The organism is Burkholderia sp. AcTa6-5 (genome assembly GCF_017815075.1).
GTDB lineage: Bacteria > Pseudomonadota > Gammaproteobacteria > Burkholderiales > Burkholderiaceae > Burkholderia > Burkholderia sola.
Genome location: NZ_JAGIQE010000016.1, coordinates 67,371 through 85,134, shown reverse-complemented (window position 1 = coordinate 85,134; position 17,764 = coordinate 67,371). Strand labels below are relative to the sequence as shown.

Annotated in this window: 19 protein-coding genes and 2 tRNA genes; 10 read left to right on the top strand and 11 right to left on the bottom strand. The window is 66.9% G+C overall.

Translation table 11 applies throughout. From position 1 onward, the window contains the following. Window positions 1-134 precede the first annotated feature (134 nt). The 5 genes from J8I33_RS21540 to J8I33_RS21520 all read left to right on the top strand — a co-directional run bounded on the left by J8I33_RS21540 (window position 135) and on the right by J8I33_RS21520 (window position 3,419). A complete protein-coding gene (locus tag J8I33_RS21540; protein ID WP_244140649.1) occupies window positions 135-758 on the top strand; it encodes a GNAT family N-acetyltransferase in 624 nt (207 codons plus the stop codon). A gap of 170 nt (window positions 759-928) precedes the next feature. Further along, the gene (minC, locus tag J8I33_RS21535) at window positions 929-1,714 is read left to right on the top strand and encodes a septum site-determining protein MinC (protein WP_046545139.1); all 786 of its coding nucleotides are present in this window, start codon (window positions 929-931) and stop codon (window positions 1,712-1,714) included. A gap of 59 nt (window positions 1,715-1,773) precedes the next feature. Then, window positions 1,774-2,589, top strand: coding sequence for a septum site-determining protein MinD (minD, locus tag J8I33_RS21530; protein WP_006476635.1), 816 nt, complete (start codon window positions 1,774-1,776; stop codon window positions 2,587-2,589). Window positions 2,590-2,601: 12 nt separating this feature from the next. Further along, the gene (gene minE / locus J8I33_RS21525; RefSeq protein ID WP_006476634.1) at window positions 2,602-2,856 is read left to right on the top strand and encodes a cell division topological specificity factor MinE; all 255 of its coding nucleotides are present in this window, start codon (window positions 2,602-2,604) and stop codon (window positions 2,854-2,856) included. A 161-nt stretch (window positions 2,857-3,017) separates the two neighbouring features. Beyond that, window positions 3,018-3,419: a YXWGXW repeat-containing protein gene (locus J8I33_RS21520; RefSeq protein WP_124595002.1), complete on the top strand. Its 402-nt coding sequence runs from the start codon at window positions 3,018-3,020 to the stop codon at window positions 3,417-3,419. 114 nt (window positions 3,420-3,533) lie between these two features. Here the strand turns inward: J8I33_RS21520 and J8I33_RS21515 are convergent, their stop codons facing one another. Beyond that, window positions 3,534-5,081 (bottom strand): chloride channel protein, encoded by a 1,548-nt coding sequence (locus J8I33_RS21515; RefSeq protein ID WP_209939039.1) that lies wholly within the window; start codon window positions 5,079-5,081, stop codon window positions 3,534-3,536. 192 nt (window positions 5,082-5,273) lie between these two features. Here J8I33_RS21515 and waaC point away from each other — a divergent pair, with 192 nt between their 5' ends. Beyond that, window positions 5,274-6,272, top strand: a complete 999-nt coding sequence (gene waaC, locus J8I33_RS21510; RefSeq protein WP_124595004.1) for a lipopolysaccharide heptosyltransferase I — start codon at window positions 5,274-5,276, stop codon at window positions 6,270-6,272. 19 nt (window positions 6,273-6,291) lie between these two features. Here the strand turns inward: waaC and J8I33_RS21505 are convergent, their stop codons facing one another. The 9 genes from J8I33_RS21505 to rph form a co-directional block, all read right to left on the bottom strand. Then, window positions 6,292-6,471, bottom strand: a complete 180-nt coding sequence (locus tag J8I33_RS21505; protein WP_006486620.1) for a hypothetical protein — start codon at window positions 6,469-6,471, stop codon at window positions 6,292-6,294. Window positions 6,472-6,575: 104 nt separating this feature from the next. Next, window positions 6,576-7,886, bottom strand: a complete 1,311-nt coding sequence (locus tag J8I33_RS21500) for an MFS transporter (RefSeq protein WP_124637793.1) — start codon at window positions 7,884-7,886, stop codon at window positions 6,576-6,578. A 306-nt stretch (window positions 7,887-8,192) separates the two neighbouring features. Further along, window positions 8,193-8,684, bottom strand: coding sequence for an energy transducer TonB (locus J8I33_RS21495; protein ID WP_050011589.1), 492 nt, complete (start codon window positions 8,682-8,684; stop codon window positions 8,193-8,195). Between the two features lie 305 nt (window positions 8,685-8,989). Continuing rightward, window positions 8,990-9,283 (bottom strand): hypothetical protein, encoded by a 294-nt coding sequence (locus J8I33_RS21490; protein ID WP_050011588.1) that lies wholly within the window; start codon window positions 9,281-9,283, stop codon window positions 8,990-8,992. Between the two features lie 243 nt (window positions 9,284-9,526). Continuing rightward, window positions 9,527-9,922, bottom strand: coding sequence for a hypothetical protein (locus tag J8I33_RS21485; protein WP_050011587.1), 396 nt, complete (start codon window positions 9,920-9,922; stop codon window positions 9,527-9,529). Window positions 9,923-10,063: 141 nt separating this feature from the next. Beyond that, window positions 10,064-10,151, bottom strand: a tRNA-Ser gene (locus J8I33_RS21480). Between the two features lie 44 nt (window positions 10,152-10,195). Further along, window positions 10,196-11,410 (bottom strand): radical SAM family heme chaperone HemW, encoded by a 1,215-nt coding sequence (hemW, locus tag J8I33_RS21475; RefSeq protein ID WP_050011586.1) that lies wholly within the window; start codon window positions 11,408-11,410, stop codon window positions 10,196-10,198. Continuing rightward, on the bottom strand, window positions 11,407-12,033 hold the full coding sequence (rdgB, locus tag J8I33_RS21470; protein WP_050011585.1) for an RdgB/HAM1 family non-canonical purine NTP pyrophosphatase: 627 nt from the start codon (window positions 12,031-12,033) through the stop codon (window positions 11,407-11,409). The genes hemW and rdgB overlap by 4 nt, the downstream gene beginning before the upstream one ends. Beyond that, window positions 12,026-12,766 carry a ribonuclease PH gene (gene rph, locus J8I33_RS21465; RefSeq protein ID WP_050011584.1) on the bottom strand — a complete coding sequence of 247 codons (741 nt, stop codon included), beginning with the start codon at window positions 12,764-12,766 and terminating at the stop codon, window positions 12,026-12,028. The genes rdgB and rph overlap by 8 nt, the downstream gene beginning before the upstream one ends. A 172-nt stretch (window positions 12,767-12,938) precedes the next feature. Here rph and J8I33_RS21460 point away from each other — a divergent pair, with 172 nt between their 5' ends. The 4 genes from J8I33_RS21460 (at window position 12,939) to J8I33_RS21445 (ending at window position 17,346) form a co-directional block, all read left to right on the top strand. Beyond that, window positions 12,939-13,862: a YicC/YloC family endoribonuclease gene (locus tag J8I33_RS21460; RefSeq protein ID WP_050011583.1), complete on the top strand. Its 924-nt coding sequence runs from the start codon at window positions 12,939-12,941 to the stop codon at window positions 13,860-13,862. A 108-nt stretch (window positions 13,863-13,970) separates the two neighbouring features. Continuing rightward, on the top strand, window positions 13,971-14,654 hold the full coding sequence (gmk, locus tag J8I33_RS21455) for a guanylate kinase (RefSeq protein ID WP_050011582.1): 684 nt from the start codon (window positions 13,971-13,973) through the stop codon (window positions 14,652-14,654). A 58-nt stretch (window positions 14,655-14,712) separates the two neighbouring features. Next, window positions 14,713-14,916, top strand: a complete 204-nt coding sequence (gene rpoZ, locus J8I33_RS21450) for a DNA-directed RNA polymerase subunit omega (RefSeq protein ID WP_006025620.1) — start codon at window positions 14,713-14,715, stop codon at window positions 14,914-14,916. Between the two features lie 63 nt (window positions 14,917-14,979). Next, the gene (locus tag J8I33_RS21445) at window positions 14,980-17,346 is read left to right on the top strand and encodes a bifunctional (p)ppGpp synthetase/guanosine-3',5'-bis(diphosphate) 3'-pyrophosphohydrolase (RefSeq protein WP_006476619.1); all 2,367 of its coding nucleotides are present in this window, start codon (window positions 14,980-14,982) and stop codon (window positions 17,344-17,346) included. A 199-nt stretch (window positions 17,347-17,545) separates the two neighbouring features. Here the strand turns inward: J8I33_RS21445 and J8I33_RS21440 are convergent. Then, window positions 17,546-17,622, bottom strand: a tRNA-Arg gene (locus J8I33_RS21440). Window positions 17,623-17,764 lie beyond the last annotated feature (142 nt).

Below are 17,764 nucleotides of genomic sequence, written 5' to 3'. Positions count from 1 at the left end.
CGGCCGCGCATCGCAAGGAGAACGACGCAAAGCGCCGGATCACGCGATCGCGCCCACCGTCCCGTCGTCGCGCGCGTCGATGCCCCGATGCCCCGATGCTGCACCTGCACACCGGGCGCCGCGAGTCGTCGCTGATGACATCTGCCGCCTTTCGATCCGCGCTGCCATTTGAAAATTACGATTTGACTCATGCCCCGCTTTCGGTTGAAGCTACTAGCTTGCTGTCCGAAGGGGGCTGTGCCTGCATGAGTTCGACCTTGACCGTTCGTCGTATCGCTGCCGATCAGGGCGGCGTGTATCGCGAACTCCGCGCCGCATCGCTGCGTGAGCCCTATGCGCCCGGCGAAGCGCCGGAGGCCGAATTGCTGACAGTCGAAACGGACGCGGCGTCGGCGATCGCCGCGCAGCGCGCCGTGTCCGACGAGTCGACGACTTTCCTGCTGTACACCGAAGGCCACCCGGCCGGCATGATCGGCGCGTATTTCGACAACACGCCCGATCGGCGCGCGTTCGTCAGCGAACTGTGGGTCGCGCATGCGGTGCGTCATCTGCGCGGCGGCGTGCTGCTGCTGGAGACGGCCACCGCATGGCTCGCCGAGCGCGGCGCCACCGACGTCTACGCGTGGATCGCCGATGCGAACCGCAACGCGATCCGCTTCTACGAGCGTGCCGGTTTCGGCAACACCGGTGAACATGCGCCGATCGCGCGGATGCCCGGCGCGATGAAATCGCTGTTCGTGTCGCAGGTGAAGCACTGACCCGACCTCGAAATAGCCCGCCGCGCGGCGCGACGAAAGCCCGATCGCCCGCCGGCCTGCCCGCCTGCCGATTGCGCGTCCGCCCGGGCCGCCGCAATCCCGAGTCCCAAAAATAATGGCCGCTCGCGTGGACGCCTGTAAAATACGCAAAAAATTTTTGCAGAGTGTCCATGTCGCTTAAAAAATCGCCATTCTTCGAGCTGCGCAGCGGATCGGTCGATACGTTGCTGTTCACCGTGAAGACGACCGATCTCGACGCGTTGCGTACCGAACTGGTCAAGCGCTTCGAAGCGACTCCCGAGTTTTTCGCCGACGATGTCGTCGCAATCGACGTCCGCCGCCTGGCTGACGGCGAGCGCGTCGCGCTCGCGGACATCCGCCAGATGCTGAACGACGTGCGGATGCGTCCGGTGGGCGTCGTCGCACTGGCAACGCAGGGCTGGGCGGGGGAAGCCGGCCTGCCGTTGCTGGAGGCGCGCGATCGCCGCGCGCCGGCCGCGAAACCGGCCGACGAAGCGGAACCGGCGGCCGTGCCAGCCGTCGAGCCCGCCGCCGCTGCGGCAGCCGCAGCGGCGCCCGAACAGCCGTCGGAACCCGCGCCGACACTCGTGCAGGCCGGCGGCCAGACGCTGGTGATCGACCGGCCGTTGCGTTCGGGGCAGCAGATTTACGCGAAAGGAGACCTCGTGGTGCTCGCGCCGGTCAGTCACGGCGCGGAAATCATCGCGGAAGGCAATATCCACATCTACGCGCCGTTGCGCGGCCGCGCGCTCGCGGGCGTGCACGGCAATCACGACGCGCGCATTTTCTGCACGTGTCTCGAACCGGAACTGATTTCGATCGCGGGTATCTATCGAACGACCGAGAACCCGCTGCCCGCCGACGTACTGGGCAAATCGGTACAGATCCGGCTCGAAGAGGAAAAACTGATGATCGAACCGCTGCGCCTGACGTGATTCACGCGGTGCGCTCCGGATCGATCGGCTCTCATTGACGAACACAGGGTATTGGGTAAATGGCAAAAATCATCGTGGTGACCTCGGGCAAGGGCGGCGTGGGCAAGACGACGACGAGCGCGAGCTTCGCGTCGGGTCTCGCGCTGCGCGGCCACAAGACGGCCGTGATCGACTTCGACGTCGGCCTGCGCAACCTCGATCTCATCATGGGCTGCGAGCGTCGCGTCGTGTATGACCTCGTGAACGTGATCCAGGGCGAAGCGAACCTGAACCAGGCGCTGATCAAGGACAAGAAGTGCGAGAACCTGTTCATCCTGCCGGCGTCGCAGACGCGCGACAAGGATGCGCTGACGCGCGACGGCGTCGAGAAGGTGCTGAACGACCTCGTCGCGATGGACTTCGAATACATCGTCTGCGATTCGCCGGCCGGTATCGAGGCCGGCGCGCTGCACGCGATGTACTTCGCGGATGAAGCGCTGATCGTCACGAACCCGGAAGTGTCGTCGGTGCGCGACTCGGATCGCATTCTCGGCATCCTGTCGTCGAAGACGAAGCGCGCGACCGAAGGCAAGGAGCCGATCAAGGAACACCTGCTGATCACGCGTTACAGCCCGAAGCGCGTGAGCGAAGGCGAGATGCTGTCGCTCGAGGACATCAGCGAGATCCTGCGCATCAAGCTGATCGGCGTGGTGCCCGAATCGGAAGCCGTGCTGCATGCGTCGAACCAGGGTCTGCCGGCCGTGCATATCGACGGCACCGACGTCGCGGAAGCGTACAAGGACGTCGTCGCCCGCTTTCTCGGCGAGGACAAGCCGCTGCGCTTCACCGATTACCAGAAGCCGGGCCTGCTGCAGCGCCTCTTCGGCAGCAAGTAACGGAGGCCGCCCATGTCCATCCTTTCGTTTCTCCTCGGCGAGAAGAAGAAGTCCGCATCGGTCGCGAAGGAGCGCCTGCAGCTCATCATCGCGCACGAGCGGGTCGGCGGCCGGCCGCCGGCCGATTACCTGCCGGCGCTGCAGAAAGAGCTCGTCGCGGTCATCTCGAAGTACGTCCATATTTCGGACGATGACATCCGCGTGAGCCTCGAGCGCCAGGACGACCTCGAAGTCCTCGAAGTGAAGATCGAGATCCCGCAAGCCTGACGCTCAGCGTGTGTCCTTCCGCACGGCGGCGCCCGCCGCCGTGCGCGTCTTACGCCCTGTTGCACTTTCGGGCACGCCGTAACACGACGCCTGTCGGCCGTCATCGCCCCTCCCGCATTGAACGAATACGCTCACGTGTGTTGTTCAACCAGGAGGTTGTGATGGCTGTCTCTACCGTTTCACGTCGTATCGTTTCGCTCGCGCTGTTCGCCGCGGGCCTGTCAGCCGTCGTCGCACCGTTCGCCGTGCACGCGGACGAGATTCTCGTCGGCACGCCCGTGATCGCGCCGCAGGGGCGCATGGTCATCGCGGAGCCGGTCGCCGTGCGCCCTGAGGAAATCGTCGTCGTCGCGCCGAATGCGCCGCCGCCCGTGCGCTACGAGGTCGTACCGGCCACGCGCGTCGGCTACGTGTGGGACCGCGGGCACTGGCACTGGGACCATGGCCGCTACGTGTGGATCGGCGGCCACTGGGAGGCCGAGCGCGTCGGCATGCAATGGGTGCCCGGGCATTGGGACCAGCGCGGTCCGAACTGGTTCTGGACGCGCGGCCACTGGGCTTGAGGCAGGCGCGATGAAAAGAACCGCAATCGCCATCGCGCTCGTCGCGATCACGCTGGCCGGGTGCATCGTCGTGCCGGCGCGGCCGGTCTACTACCGGCCGGCGCCCGTCGTGATCTACTGAGCGTCGCGCGGGCCGTGCTGTTGCGTCGGGCCGTTTGCATCGGTTGCAGCCGGCCCGGCATCGTGCGGCGCCGCCGTGTCCGCGGCGCTGTCGCCCGGCGCCGCAGCGGCCGGCTCGTCGCCGCCTTCGTCGCGCAGCGTGTCGAGCGGATCGGCGGGGGCCGCGGTTGCATCCCGCGGTTCGGTCACGTCGGTCATGTTGCCTGCCGCGGCCGCAGTGGTTGCCGCGGCCGGCGCGGCGGGCGGCGCGAGATAGCGCTGCGCGAGCGTTTCGTACAGCGGCGGCGCAAAAAAGCGCGATACCCGGCTCGATACCAGTGCAGTCGCCATCAGCGAAATCACGAGCGCATGACCGTTGATCATTTCCATCACGATCACGAACGACGTGATCGGCGACTGCGTGACGGCGGCCAGATAGCCGACCATTGCGAGCGCGATCAGCATCGGCAGGCTCATGTTGCTGAACACGGCATGCAGCACGTTGCCGAAGCCGGCGCCGATCGACAGCGACGGCGCGAAGATCCCGCCCGGGATGCCCGGCAGGTACGACGCGACCATCGACACCATCTTCAGGAGCGGATAGAACACCGACAGCTGCTGACTGCCATCGAGCAGGCCGCGCGCCTCCGCATAGCCGCTGCCGAACGTCGTGCCGCCGGACACGAGCCCGACGACGGCGATCGTGAAGCCGCACAGCGCGGCGAACGCGACCGGCCGCTCGCGATACAGGCCCAGCAGTCGCGCGGGCAGCCAGCGCCCCGTGTTCAGCAGCAACCAGCAGAACAGGCCGCCCGCGATGCCCGTCACGATCGCGGTGACCAGCACCGCGACCGCCAGCAGCTTCGGGAAATGGAGCCCGGCGTTGATCGTGCCGAAATACGTGTAGTTGCCGTTCAGCCCGAGCGCGACGACGCCGGCGAGGATGATCGCGGTAATCAGTACGCCGCTGGCGCGCGCGGAGAAGCTGCGGGTCAGTTCCTCGATCGCGAACACGATGCCTGCGAGCGGCGTATTGAATGCGGCCGACAGCCCGGCCGCCGCGCCGGCCAGCACGAGCTGGCGTTCGATCTGCGCGTTCGAGCGCGGGTAGAAGCGCCGCAGGTTGAACATCAGCGCCGCACCGACTTGCACGGTCGGCCCTTCGCGGCCGATCGTGAAGCCGCCGAGGATGCCGAGGAACGAGATCAGCACCTTGCCGAACAGGATGCGCAGCGTCAGCAGCCGGGCGCCGAATGCGCTCGGGCGCGCATGCAGCGTCGCGATCACCTGCGGGATGCCGCTGCCCTCGGCGCCGCGGAAAAAGCGGCGCGTGATCCATGCCGACAACGCGGCGATCGCCGGCGTCAGCAGCAGCGGCAGCCAGACGGCGTGATCGCGCATCGCGCGGAAAGTCTCGTAGCCCCAGTCGATCAATCGGGCATACAGGACGGCCGCGAGGCCGACGACGATCGCGCCGAGCCAGAAAACACCATACTGGCGCCAGATTCGCAGCGAGCGGCGGGTAAGGGCGGGAAACAGCGCGGGAAGGACGGGGCGCGGCATGGGCTCGGCCGGAGGGCAAAGAGTGGATTATAAAAAGGAACCGATGCCAGCGGGGCCGACGACGCGCCGCGCAGGACGACAAAAATTCACAAAAGAGATGCAATTTGTTGCAAATGTAATGTTCGCGTAATGTCTGGACATAGCAACCGTCGTTAGCATGCCAAGATGGCCAGTCGAGAATTCCCGCAAATCGTGAAACGAATCCTTATCGTGAAAGTGACGTCGCTCGGCGACGTCGTCCAGACGCTGCCTGTCGTCGCCGACCTGCATCGCGCGTTCCCCGGCGTGACGGTCGACTGGGCCGTCGACGAATCGTGCGCGGAGGTCGTACGCTGGCATCCGGGCGTGAGCGCCGTTCTGTGCGCGCCGCTGCGCCGCTTCAAAAAAATGCGCAACGCAGGCGACCTGAAGGCGATCTCGGCATCGATCGGCGCGCTGCGTGCGCACCGCTACGACGCGATCATCGATCTGCACGGCGTGTACAAGAGCGCGATCATTTCGTCGCTGGCGCGTGGCGCGCGTCGCTTCGGCTACCAGACGCAGGATCTCGGCGAAACGGGCGCGCGCTTCGCGTATTCGCACCGTTTCGGTCCGCGGCCGGACTGCGACGCATGGCACGGGATGCGGGTGAGTGCCGGCGAAGCGCTGGGCTACGTGCCGGAAGGGCCTGCCACGCACGGCATCGTCGCGCCGCAGGATGCGAGCCTGCCCGCCGCCGTGACCGACGGCGGGCCGTTCATGCTGCTGTTCCATGCGACGTCCAATCCCGACAAGAAGTGGCCGCCCGGACACTGGGCCGCCCTTGCGACGCAGATGATGGCGCGCGGCGTGCGCGTGCTGGTGCCGTGGGGATCGGCGGCCGAGCACGACGATGCACGGGATATCGCCGCGCGGGCGCCGGGCGCGATCGTGTTACCGGCGATGACGGTGCGTGAGCTCGGCGCGGCGCTGGGTCGGGCCGCGCTCGTGGTGGGCGTCGATACCGGGTTCGTGCACATGGCGCACGCACTGCAGCGGCCCACCGTGATGATTTTCGTCGCGACGTCGCGCCACCATTGCGGGATCGGCGGCGTGCCGAATGCGCTGTCGATCGGCGAGCCGGGCGCGATGCCGACCGTCGACGAGGCGCTGGAGGCGATCGATACGGTCTGCCCCGCCTACGGCACGGTGCGCGCGCGGCTGTCCGCCTGACGCGGCGCGGCGGCCGCGGTCAGGCGAGCAGCGCTTCGACCGTGACGACGGCGGCGATGGCCGCCAGATTCGCCAGCAGCGCCTCGAACACGAGGCCGCGCCAGGTTTTCGGCCGAAACCGCAGCGCGAGCAGCAGCGCGCCACCGAGCGCGAGCGCAAGGATCAGCACGAGATCGGCATTGGCAAGGCGGATATTCATGGCGGCGGCTCCTGTCGGGGCGGGATCTCCGGGCGCGCAACGACGCGCCCAGGATCGAGTATAGGCAGCGCCCGCCGTCGTACAACCCGGGTCGCCCCGAAGGGTCAGACGAGCGACGCGTCGCGCGTCTCGCGCATCAGCAGCACGCCGATCAGGCTGATCGCCGCCGCCACCGACACATAGCCGCCGACCCACGACAGCCCGCCGCGCGCAACCAGCAGTTGCGCGATATACGGCGCGATCGACGCGCCGAGGATTCCGCCGAGGTTGTACGCGACGCCCGCGCCCGTGTAGCGGACGTTGGTCGGGAACAATTCGGGCAGCAGCGCGCCCATCGGTGCGAACGTCACGCCCATCAGGAACAGCTCGATCGTCAGGAACAGCGCGACGAGCGGCATCGAGCCGCTGCCGAGCAGCGGTTCCATCGCGAACCCCGACAGCAGCGCGGCGATCGCGCCGACGACCAGCACCGGCTTGCGGCCGAAGCGGTCCGACGCCCATGCGGACAGCGGCGTCGCGACGCCCATGAAGACCACCGCGAAACACAGCAGGCCGAGGAAGCTCTGGCGCGGAATATGCAGCGCCGACACGCCGTACGACAGCGAGAACACCGTCGAGATGTAGAACAGCGTGTAGCAGACGACCATCGCGAGCGCGCCGAGCAGCGTCGGCCGCCAGTGCTGCGTGACGAGCGTCGCGACCGGCACGCGCACGCGCTCGTTGCGGTCGAGCGCTGCCTGGAACGCGGGCGTTTCGGTGATCTTGAGCCGCACGTACAGGCCGAGCGCGACGAGCACCGCGCTGACGAGGAACGGGATGCGCCAGCCCCAACTGCGGAACTGCGCGTCGGACAGCGACAGCGCGAGCGCGAAGAACAGCCCGTTCGACATCAGGAAGCCGACCGACGGCCCCAGTTGCGGGAACATCCCGAACCAGCCGCGCTTGCCTTGCGGCGCGTGCTCGGTCGCGAGCAGCGCAGCGCCGCCCCATTCGCCGCCGAGGCCGATTCCCTGGCCGAAGCGCAGCACGCACAGCAGCACCGGCGCGAGCGCGCCGATCGCGTCGTAGCCGGGCACGAAGCCGATCGCGGTAGTGGACACGCCCATCACGAGCAGCGATGCGACGAGTGTCGACTTGCGGCCGATGCGGTCGCCGAAGTGCCCGAACAGGAACGAGCCGATCGGACGCGCGATGAACGCGATCCCGAACGTGACGAACGCGGACAGCGCTTGCGCCGTCGCGGAGCCGTGCGGGAAGAATACGGGGCCGATGACGAGCGCGGCGGCCGTCGCGTACACGTAGAAATCGTAGAACTCGATCGCGGTGCCGATGAAGCTCGCGAACACGATGCGCCGGTGGCTGACGGCGCCGGCCGAACCGGTTGCGTGTGCAACGGTTGCGGGGGATGCGGACATGGATGTCTCCGTTTTGTCGTTGGGGCAGCCGGCTGGGCGTGCGCTGGGGCAGGCGACTGCCTGCCGGGCGCAGCCGGGCAAATGATTGATGCGGATGACGCGGTGGCGGCGTGGACGCGCGCCGTGGCGCGGACGTCACCCGCCGGTCGACGATGGAGACGGATACGTCGCCGCCGCCCGGTGCCGGCGTGGTCGGCTCGCTTGCCGGGTGGGGCGCGCGAACGCGCGCGCGGCGTGATGGCCGCGCGAGTGCGGAAAATTATAGCCAGCGCTGCCGCCCCCCGGCAATCGGGCCGCGGCGGCGCGTCAGTCGATCGATTGCGCCTGCGCGGACGCGGTGCTTTGCAGCTGGAAGTGGCCGTCGTCGTTGAAGAGCCAGCCTTCCATCAGTTCGAGCCGACCGTTGCCGTCGAGCAGCCGCGACGGCGGCGCCGGCAGCGGCGCCGAGCGGCGCAGCGACGCGAGCGCGAGCGCTTCCGCCTCGCTGTCGCCGTTGCTGCGATAGACGGATGCGTTGATCACGCGGCCGTTGCCATCGACGGTGAAGGCCACGACGACGAGCGAACGCAGCATGGCCTGCGGTGTGCCGTGCAGCATGCCGGACGGATTGCGTTCGGCGACGCGGTGCGCGACCTCGACGCGATACTGGTCGAGATTGCCGCTGCGTATGACCGACGGAATCGTCACGACCGAGCGTAACGACGAAGGCGGCGTGATCGTGCACGCGGCGAGCAGGGCGACGACGGCCAGCGCGGCAACACGCAGCCGGGCGACGCACGGACGGGGAAGGGGGCGCATGACGTGATGGCCGGGAGGGACGATAAAAAAATGATAGGCGTACCGACGCGAGGCGATATGGGGGGAAACGCATAGCGCACGGGACCGGTCGTTGCGCTCGCAGATGATACCGGCCGGACGCCCCGTCGAGCCACGCGCGTCGTGCACCGCGATGTGACGCGACATGTGGCGGCGTCCGCAGCGGACGCGTGCTGGAAGGTTGAAAGTCGCGGCACGCTGCAATCGTCCGGCCGCGCGGCGCGGTCAGCCGATGCGGCCACCTCGGCAGCCTTCCGGGGAATCGTCGGCGATGCGTTCCGGCCGCGTCAGAAGCCGTGCGTCACGAGCGACAGGACCGACAGGTCGGGGTGCGTGCCGTCGATGATGCTCTTGCCGATGTGCACGGCTTCGTGGGTCGCCTCGTCGACGCTCGCGAAGCTTTCTTCGCCATCCGCGTGGAACGGCACCGCGTGGCCGGGCAGCGCGGGATTCACGCCCGGATGGCACACGTAGCCGGTGTAGGTATAGCGCGTGTCGCTGCCGGGCATCGCGGCCGGCACGACATGGATCTCGAAGCCTTCGTAATCGACGTGGTCCGTCGCGGTCGACAGGTCGGTCATGGCGATCTCCGTGTGCCGCGCGCAGGGGTGGCGCGTGCGGCATCGAATACATCGAATACGCGGCGGCGTTCGTGTCGCCGTGTTGAACGAATTCTAGGCGATGACGGGGCGGGCCGGGAGGCGTCAGGCGGTGTGCGACGGCAGGCGTCCGGGACGCTCGCACCCTGTCGCTTCGACGCGTCGACGATCCGGCGCCGATTCCATCAGCGGGCGACGGAAACGGGGATCATCGTATTTTTCGCATCATTGCTTGCAGCGCGCGTCCTTGCGCTGCACGACGACGATCACCGGATACTTCTGGCCATGATCGAGTTCCACACGCGCGACGACGGTCAGCGTCGCCGGGTCGGAATCGTCGTACACGCTGACCTGTTCGTTGCGCAGGTAGGTCACGCCGGTGCAGTTCGACGTGCGTCCGTCGTCGCCCACCTTGCACTGAAGCTCGTTGTCCTTCAGGTAGTTGTATGGCGACGGGCTCGCGAGATACTCGCTCAGGCCGCGCGGCGAACCGCCGACGCCGGTCACGTACGCGATCGCGCACGACGCCTGTGCGTCGCTGCCGGAGGCGGTGTCGGCCGCCGCATGCGCGCTGACGGCGGCCAGCACGGCGACGAGCGACGAGACGAGGAAGGGCTTCATGACGTGGATTTCCCGTTTCGCGAATCGGAGCGCGGGATTGTAACGGCATCCGGCGCGATGCGTCGGAACGTGCGGGGCGCACGCGTGCGGACAAACAAAAACCCCGTCATTCTGCGAATGGACGGGGTTCGGCGAACTTCCTGGCGGAAGCGGTGAGATTCGAACTCACGGACAGTTTCCCGTCGCTGGTTTTCAAGACCAGTGCCTTAAACCGCTCGGCCACGCTTCCACACGAGGCGGCATTGTAACCGAAATGCCGCCGCGTTCATCCGTTCAGTCGTCGCGCAGGAACAATTCCTGCAGGTCGTTGAGAAAACGCTGGCCGAGCGGCGTCGGCGCGATTTGCGTGAAATCGCGCGTGATCAGCCCACGCCGTTCCGCTTCCTTCAACGCCGGCTCGATCGTGCTCATCGGCAGGCCCGTGCGTTCGACGAAGCTGTGCACGGGAAAGCCCTCGACGAGCCGCAGCGTATTCAGCATGAATTCGAACGGCAGGTCGCGCGCGCCGACTTCACGCTCTTCCTGCACGGCCGTGCCGGCCTTCGCCTGTTCGATGAAGGTTGCCGGATGCTTGTAGCGCGCTTGCCGCAGGACCCGGTTCGGGAACGACAGCTTCGTGTGCGCGCCCGCGCCGATCCCGAGATAGTCGCCGAAGCGCCAGTAGTTCAGGTTGTGCTTGCACTGATGATTCGGCTTCGCGTACGCGGATACTTCGTAGCGCCCGTAGCCGGCGTCGGCCGTGCGCGCGTGGATCCATTCCTGCATGTCGGCCGACGCGTCGTCGTCGGGGACGACCGGCGGAAACTTCGCGAACAGCGTATTCGGCTCGAGCGTCAGGTGATACAGCGACAGGTGCGGCGGCGCGAACGACAGCGCGGTCTCGATGTCGGTGCGGCATTCGTCGAGCGTCTGGTTCGGCAGCGCGAACATCAGGTCGAGGTTGAAGTTGTCGAAGTTCTTCGCGGCGATCTCGACGGCCGCGCGGGCCTGCGCGGTGTCGTGAATCCGGCCGAGCGCCTTCAGGTGCGCTTCGTTGAAGCTCTGGATGCCGACCGACAGGCGGTTCACGCCGCTTGCGCGGAACTGCGCGAACTTCGCGGCTTCGAAGGTCCCCGGGTTCGCCTCGAGCGTGATCTCGGCATCGGCGTCGAGCGGCAGCAGCGCGCGCACGTCGGACAGCATCCGGTCGAGGCCGGCCGCCGACAGCAGGCTCGGCGTGCCGCCGCCGATGAACACGGTATGCACCTGCCGACCCCACACGAGCGGCAGCGCCTGCTCGAGGTCGGCGCGCAACGCGTCGAGATAGTCGGCTTCCGGAAACCGTTCGCCTTTCCATTCATGCGAGTTGAAATCGCAGTACGGGCACTTGCGCACGCACCACGGGAAATGCACGTACAGCGCGAGCGGCGGCAGCGACGTGAGGCGCACCTGGCCGGGCGACGTGAAGGTCGCGACGACGCGCGCACCGGTGTCCGAAGCCTGGCTCATGCTTCCTCCGCGAGCCGCGCGAGCAACGCCTTCAGCGCCAGCGCGCGATGGCTGTGCGTGTTCTTCACTGCAGGCTCGAGTTCGGCGGCCGTCGCGCCGAGCGACGGCAGGTAGAAATACGGGTCGTAGCCGAATCCGTGTTCGCCGCGCGGCGTATCGACGATCTCGCCGGCCCAGCGCCCTTCGGCGAATAGCGGTTCCGGATCGTCCGCATGGCGAACGAGCGCGAGCACGCAGCAGTAGTACGCACGCCGGTCGGCGACGCCGCGCAGCTGCTCGACGAGATACCCGTTGTTCGCCGCGTCGCCCTTGTCGCGGCCCGCGCGCTGCGCATAGCGCGCCGAATAGACGCCCGGCGCGCCGCGCAACACGCGCACGCACAGGCCGGAATCGTCGGCGATCGCCGGCAGTCCGGTGAGCCGCGACGCATGGCGGGCCTTGGTCAGCGCGTTCTCGATGAACGTACCGAACGGCTCTTCCGCCTCCGGCACCGCGAGGTCGCCCTGCGGGACGATCTCGATGCCGACCGTCGAGAACAGCGCGGTGAATTCGCGCAGCTTGCCCGCGTTGTTCGACGCGAGAACGATGCGCGACAGCGGCGCGACGGTGCGGTCGTCAGGCATGGCTCGCACCCAGGACCTCTTTCTGCAACCGCACGAGCTCGGCGATCCCGCCCTGCGCGAGGTCGAGCAGCGCGTTCATCTCGGCGCGCGAGAACGGCACGCCTTCGGCCGTGCCCTGGACTTCGACGAAGCCGCCCGCGCCGGTCATCACGACGTTCATGTCGGTGTCGCAGCGCGAATCTTCCGCGTAGTCGAGGTCGAGCACGGGGGCGCCTTCGTACACGCCGACCGAGATCGCGGCGACGTGGTCGGTGATCGGCGAGCGCGTGAGCTTGCCGGCCGCGATCAGCTTCGACACGGCGTCGTGCGCGGCGACGAACGCGCCGGTGATGCTGGCCGTGCGCGTGCCGCCGTCGGCCTGGATCACGTCGCAGTCGATGTGGATCGTGCGCGGGCCGAGCGCCTCGAGATCGAACACCGCGCGCAGCGCGCGGCCGATCAGGCGCTGAATTTCCTGCGTGCGGCCCGTCTGCTTGCCGCGCGCCGCTTCACGGTCGCTGCGCGTGTGGGTCGCGCGCGGCAGCATCCCGTATTCGGCGGTCAGCCAGCCTTGCCCGCGCTCGCGCAGGAACTCGGGCACGCGCTCGGCGACGCTGGCGGTGCACAGCACCTTGGTGTCGCCGAATTCGACCAGCACGGAGCCTTCGGCGTGTTTCGTGTAGTGGCGCGTGAGGGCGACCTTGCGCAGTTCGTCGGCGCGGCGGCCGCTCGGGCGGGAAACGGAAGACGTCATGGGGAAATCGCGGAAGGAGAGGAAACCCCGATTTTAGCGCCGAACGGCGGGTGTCCCCGGCGGGGTGGTCCGCAAAAATGGGATAATGCGCGCTTCCCGCCCCGCGCTTTCCGATGCGCCGGGCGCCTCGATGTATTCCCGCCCGCGAGGGCACCAGACGGCGAGACGAACCATGATCTACAGCATGACGGGCTACGCGAGCGCGACGCGCGAACTCACGACGGCCGCCGGCAACGGCGGCACCAGCGTGTCGGTCGAACTGCGCACCGTGAACTCGCGCTTCCTCGATCTCAATTTCCGGATGCCGGACGACGTGCGCGCGTGCGAACCCGCGCTGCGCGAAATGCTGATGAACAAACTGTCGCGCGGCAAGGTCGACGTGCGCATCAACCTGCAGCGCGGCGAGCAAAGCATCGGCGCGGGCGCGCTGAACCAGTCGGCGCTCGGCCAGCTTGCCGATCTCGAACGCGCGGTGCTCGATTCGTTCCCGGGCGTCGGCCGTCTGCGCGCGGGTGAAATCCTGCGCTGGCCCGGCGTGCTCGCCGAGGCCGGCGTGTCGGCCGACGCGATCCGCGACGCCGTGCTCGCCTGCGGCAAGGAAGCGATCGGCGAGCTCGTCGTCGTGCGTTCGCGCGAAGGCGCGCAACTGGCGACGATGCTGCTGTCGAACGTCACCGAGATGGAGGCGATCGTCGCGCGCATCACGCCGCTCGTACCGGAGCTGATCGCGAAGCACCAGCAGAAGATCGTCGAGCGGCTGCAGGAAGCGCTCGGCCTCGCGGCGCCCGAAGGCGGCTCGACGGTCGTCACGCGCGAGGAAGCCGCGGAGCGCATCCGTCAGGAAGTGACGATGTACGGGATCCGGATCGACATCGCGGAAGAACTGTCGCGGCTCACCGCGCACCTGAACGAAACGCGTCACGTGATCGAGAAGGGCGGCCGCGTCGGCAAGCGTCTCGATTTCATGATGCAGGAACTGAATCGCGAAGCGAACACGCTCGGCTCGAAGGCGGCGGCGAAGGAATTGGCCGACGCGTCGATGGCGCTGAAGCTGCTGATCGAGCAGATGCGCGAGCAAGTGCAAAACCTGGAGTAAAGAGATGAAACGACCCCCACGCTCACTACGTTCGCTTGGGGGGGCGCAGCCCCCCCATCCTTCGAAAGCCGATTCATGCGGATGTGGCCAGGCCCGGCGGAGGCTGTCATGACCGAATCCACCCGCGACGGCCACGCGTCGCATTCGCTGCACGGCGGCGTCTATCCCGGTAACCTGTTCATGGTCGTCGCGCCGTCGGGCGCCGGCAAGTCGACGCTCGTGAATGCGCTGCTGTCGAAGGACAGCGACATCTGCCTGTCGATCTCGTACACGACGCGCAAGCCGCGCCCGGGCGAGCAGGACGGCCAGCACTACCACTTCACGACCGTCGACGATTTCCGCGCGCGTCACGCGGCGCACGAATTTCTCGAGAGCGCGGAAGTGCACGGCAACTACTACGGCACGTCGCGCGTCTGGATCGAAGAGCAGATGAAGAACGGCCACGACGTGCTGCTCGAAATCGACTGGCAGGGTGCGTTGCAGGTGAAGAAGCAGTTCCGCAACGCGGTCGGCATCTTCATCCTGCCGCCGTCGCTCGACGCGCTCGAGGAACGCCTGAAGAAGCGCGGCCAGGACGAGCCGAACGTGATCACGCGACGCCTGCTGGCCGCCGGCAGCGAGATCGCGCACGCGTCGGAAGCGGAATACGTGGTGATCAACGAGAATTTCGAACGCGCGCTCGCGGAACTCGAATGCATCGTCGCGGCGACGCGCCTGCGTTTTGCTTCGCAGTACGCGCGACACGCGGAGCTGTTCATCGAGCTCGGCATCCATCTGCCCCACGCGGAATGACGCGGGGCACGAGGGACATAAGGTAGAATAAGGACTATATTCAGAAGGAATTACCAACATGGCTCGCATTACCGTCGAAGACTGCCTGAAGCAAATCCCGAATCGCTTCGAACTGGCGCTCGCCGCCACCTATCGCGCGCGGCAGCTCGCGCAAGGCCATACGCCGAAGATCGAAAGCCGCGACAAGCCGACCGTCGTCGCGCTGCGCGAAATCGCCGCCGGCCAGGTCGGCGTCGAGATGCTGAAGAAGGTGCCGGTGTAACGCGCATCCGGCCCGTTCCAGCCATGTAGTCCACGCGCGCAACGACTCGACCTGGAGGCGAATATGAGCACCACCCCATCGTCCGCCTCCGCGGATTCGACCACCGAAGCCACGGCCCAGTCGCCTGCGCGCCAGTACATCGACGCGGTCCTCGAACAGTCCTTCCGGCATCTGTTCGGGCCGACCGCCACGCCGGAGCAACCGCGCAAGCACGGCGTCGTTTCGATCGCGAAACTGACGGCCGCGCTTGCCGAGTATCTCGCTCCGGACGAAATCAAAGAGGTCAAGGCGGCGTTCCACTTCAGCGACGAAGCCCACCTCGGTCAATATCGCCAGAGCGGCGAACCCTACATCACCCATCCCGTCGCCGTTGCGGAAATCTGCGCCGGCTGGAAGCTCGACGCACAGGCCGTGATGGCCGCGTTGCTGCACGACGTGATGGAAGACCAGGGCGTGACCAAGAACGAGCTGGCCGAGCGGTTCGGCCCGAAGGTCGCCGAACTGGTCGACGGCCTGTCGAAGCTCGACAAGATGGAATTCCGCAGCCGCGAGGAAGCGCAGGCGGAAAACTTCCGCAAGATGCTGCTCGCGATGGCGCGCGACGTGCGCGTGATTCTCGTCAAGCTCGCCGACCGCCTGCACAACATGCGCACGCTCGGCGCGGTGCCGATGGAAAAGCGCCGCCGCGTCGCGCGCGAAACGCTCGACATCTACGCGCCGATCGCGCACCGGCTCGGGTTGAACAACACGTATCGCGAGCTGCAGGACATGAGCTTCGCGAACTTCAACCCGCATCGCTACGCGACGCTCGAGAAGGCCGTGAAGGCCGCGCGCGGCAACCGCCGCGAAGTGATCAGCAAGATCCTCGAGGCCGCGCAGCGCGCGATGGCCGACGCGAAGATCGACGCCGAGATCACCGGCCGCGAGAAGACCATCTACAGCGTCTACCGCAAGATGCGCGACAAGCAACTGTCGTTCTCGCAGGTGCTCGACGTGTACGGCTTTCGGGTCGTCGTCGACAGCCCGCTCGACTGCTACACGTGCATCGGCGCGCTGCACGCGCTGTACAAGCCCGTACCCGGCAAGTTCAAGGATTACATCGCGATCCCGAAGATCAACGGCTATCAGTCGCTGCACACGACGCTCGTCGGCCCGTTCGGCGCGCCGATCGAGTTCCAGGTACGCACGCGCAAGATGCACGAGATCGCCGAGGCAGGGGTCGCCGCGCACTGGCTGTACAAGAACGGCAGCGCCGATCTCAGCGACGTGCAGAAGCGCGCGCACCAGTGGCTGAAGTCGCTGCTCGACATCCAGAGCGAAGCGGGCGATTCGAGCGAATTCCTCGAGCACGTGAAAATCGACCTGTTCCCGGATGCGGTCTACGTGTTCACGCCGAAGTCGAAGATCATGGCGCTGCCGCGCGGCGCGACGGCGCTCGATTTCGCGTATTCGATCCACAGCGATCTCGGCAACCAGTGCGTGGCCGTGAAGATCAACAACGAGCTGCTGCCGCTGCGCACCGAGCTGAAAAGCGGCGACATCGTCGAGGTGATCACCGCGCCGTATTCGAAGCCGAACCCCGCGTGGCTCGGCTTCGTGCGTACCGGCAAGGCGCGCTCGGCGATCCGCCACTACCTGAAGACGATGCGCCTGAACGAGTCCGTGCAACTGGGCGAGCGGCTCGTCGACCAGAGCCTGAAGGGCTACGGTCTCGCGCTGGCCGACGTCGAGCCGGAGGTGTGGGAGAAGCTCGTGCAGTGGACGGGCAACAAGAGTCGTCAGGAAATTTTCGCGGATATCGGCCTCGGTCGTCGCGTCGCCGCGGTGATGGCCAAGCGCATCGAAGTGTTGATGAGCGGCCGCGACGCGGACGACGATCTGCCGAAGTCCGAGCGGCATCCCGCGCATCATGCGCCGCCGGTCGTGATTACCGGCACCGAAGGGATGTCCGTGCAGTTGTCAGCATGCTGCCGCCCGATCCCGGGCGATGCGATCATGGGTTACATCGGCATCGGTCTGGGCATGGCGATTCATACGACGGATTGCCGTGTCGCGCAGCGCATCCATCGCCGCGATCCAGGCCGCTGGATCGACGTCGAATGGGCGCCGCAGCCGGGCCGCCTGTTCGATGTCGCGGTGAAGGCGCTCGTGAAGAACACGAAGGGCATCTTCGCGCGCGTCGCGGCGGACATCACGTCGGCCGACGCGAACATCGTTCATATCGCGATGGACGAGGATCTGACGCACGAGTCGACGGTGCTGCGCTTCGTGATCCAGGTCAGCGACCGCGTGCATCTCGCGAACGTGATGCGGCGCGTGAGAACCAATCCGGACGTGATGCGGATCATGCGCGAGCGTTCGACCGACGACGGCGCGCATGCACGCCATGACGGCGGCATGCGTATCGAGCGCGAGCGGCAGGATTACTGACGTTGACGCGCGCGGCGGTGGGCGCGGGCGGATTCGATGATCGACGGACGGCGGCTTATGGCCGCCGTTTTCATTGGGGCTGTCGAAAGCGCGTGCGATGATGCCGGCGCTTTGCCGAGCGCGTGCGGGGTGAGGGTGCGAACGAGGGAGGCGGGCGCAAAAAGAAAAAGGGCTTTCCCGGAGGAAAGCCCTTTTAAGGTGGCGCGGCTGGCAGGATTCGAACCCACGACCCCTTGGTTCGTAGCCAAGTACTCTATCCAACTGAGCTACAGCCGCACGCAACAACAAACTTCTACTGCTTCGAACTGAAAGGGCCTTCGGTTCGGAAGGCCCTCGAAAAAGTGGCGCGGCTGGCAGGATTCGAACCCACGACCCCTTGGTTCGTAGCCAAGTACTCTATCCAACTGAGCTACAGCCG

Excerpts from the sequence above, each read along its gene's own strand:
- J8I33_RS21540 (WP_244140649.1), top strand. The coding sequence starts at position 135 with ATGACATCTGCCGCCTTTCGATCCGCGCTGCCATTTGAAAATTACGAT.
- minC (WP_046545139.1), top strand. The coding sequence starts at position 929 with ATGTCGCTTAAAAAATCGCCATTCTTCGAGCTGCGCAGCGGATCGGTC.
- minD (WP_006476635.1), top strand. The coding sequence starts at position 1,774 with ATGGCAAAAATCATCGTGGTGACCTCGGGCAAGGGCGGCGTGGGCAAG.
- minE (WP_006476634.1), top strand. The coding sequence starts at position 2,602 with ATGTCCATCCTTTCGTTTCTCCTCGGCGAGAAGAAGAAGTCCGCATCG.
- J8I33_RS21520 (WP_124595002.1), top strand. The coding sequence starts at position 3,018 with ATGGCTGTCTCTACCGTTTCACGTCGTATCGTTTCGCTCGCGCTGTTC.
- J8I33_RS21515 (WP_209939039.1), bottom strand. The coding sequence starts at position 5,081 with ATGCCGCGCCCCGTCCTTCCCGCGCTGTTTCCCGCCCTTACCCGCCGC.
- J8I33_RS21505 (WP_006486620.1), bottom strand. The coding sequence starts at position 6,471 with ATGAATATCCGCCTTGCCAATGCCGATCTCGTGCTGATCCTTGCGCTC.
- J8I33_RS21500 (WP_124637793.1), bottom strand. The coding sequence starts at position 7,886 with ATGTCCGCATCCCCCGCAACCGTTGCACACGCAACCGGTTCGGCCGGC.
- J8I33_RS21495 (WP_050011589.1), bottom strand. The coding sequence starts at position 8,684 with ATGCGCCCCCTTCCCCGTCCGTGCGTCGCCCGGCTGCGTGTTGCCGCG.
- J8I33_RS21490 (WP_050011588.1), bottom strand. The coding sequence starts at position 9,283 with ATGACCGACCTGTCGACCGCGACGGACCACGTCGATTACGAAGGCTTC.
- J8I33_RS21485 (WP_050011587.1), bottom strand. The coding sequence starts at position 9,922 with ATGAAGCCCTTCCTCGTCTCGTCGCTCGTCGCCGTGCTGGCCGCCGTC.
- hemW (WP_050011586.1), bottom strand. The coding sequence starts at position 11,410 with ATGAGCCAGGCTTCGGACACCGGTGCGCGCGTCGTCGCGACCTTCACG.
- rdgB (WP_050011585.1), bottom strand. The coding sequence starts at position 12,033 with ATGCCTGACGACCGCACCGTCGCGCCGCTGTCGCGCATCGTTCTCGCG.
- rph (WP_050011584.1), bottom strand. The coding sequence starts at position 12,766 with ATGACGTCTTCCGTTTCCCGCCCGAGCGGCCGCCGCGCCGACGAACTG.
- J8I33_RS21460 (WP_050011583.1), top strand. The coding sequence starts at position 12,939 with ATGATCTACAGCATGACGGGCTACGCGAGCGCGACGCGCGAACTCACG.
- gmk (WP_050011582.1), top strand. The coding sequence starts at position 13,971 with ATGACCGAATCCACCCGCGACGGCCACGCGTCGCATTCGCTGCACGGC.
- rpoZ (WP_006025620.1), top strand. The coding sequence starts at position 14,713 with ATGGCTCGCATTACCGTCGAAGACTGCCTGAAGCAAATCCCGAATCGC.
- J8I33_RS21445 (WP_006476619.1), top strand. The coding sequence starts at position 14,980 with ATGAGCACCACCCCATCGTCCGCCTCCGCGGATTCGACCACCGAAGCC.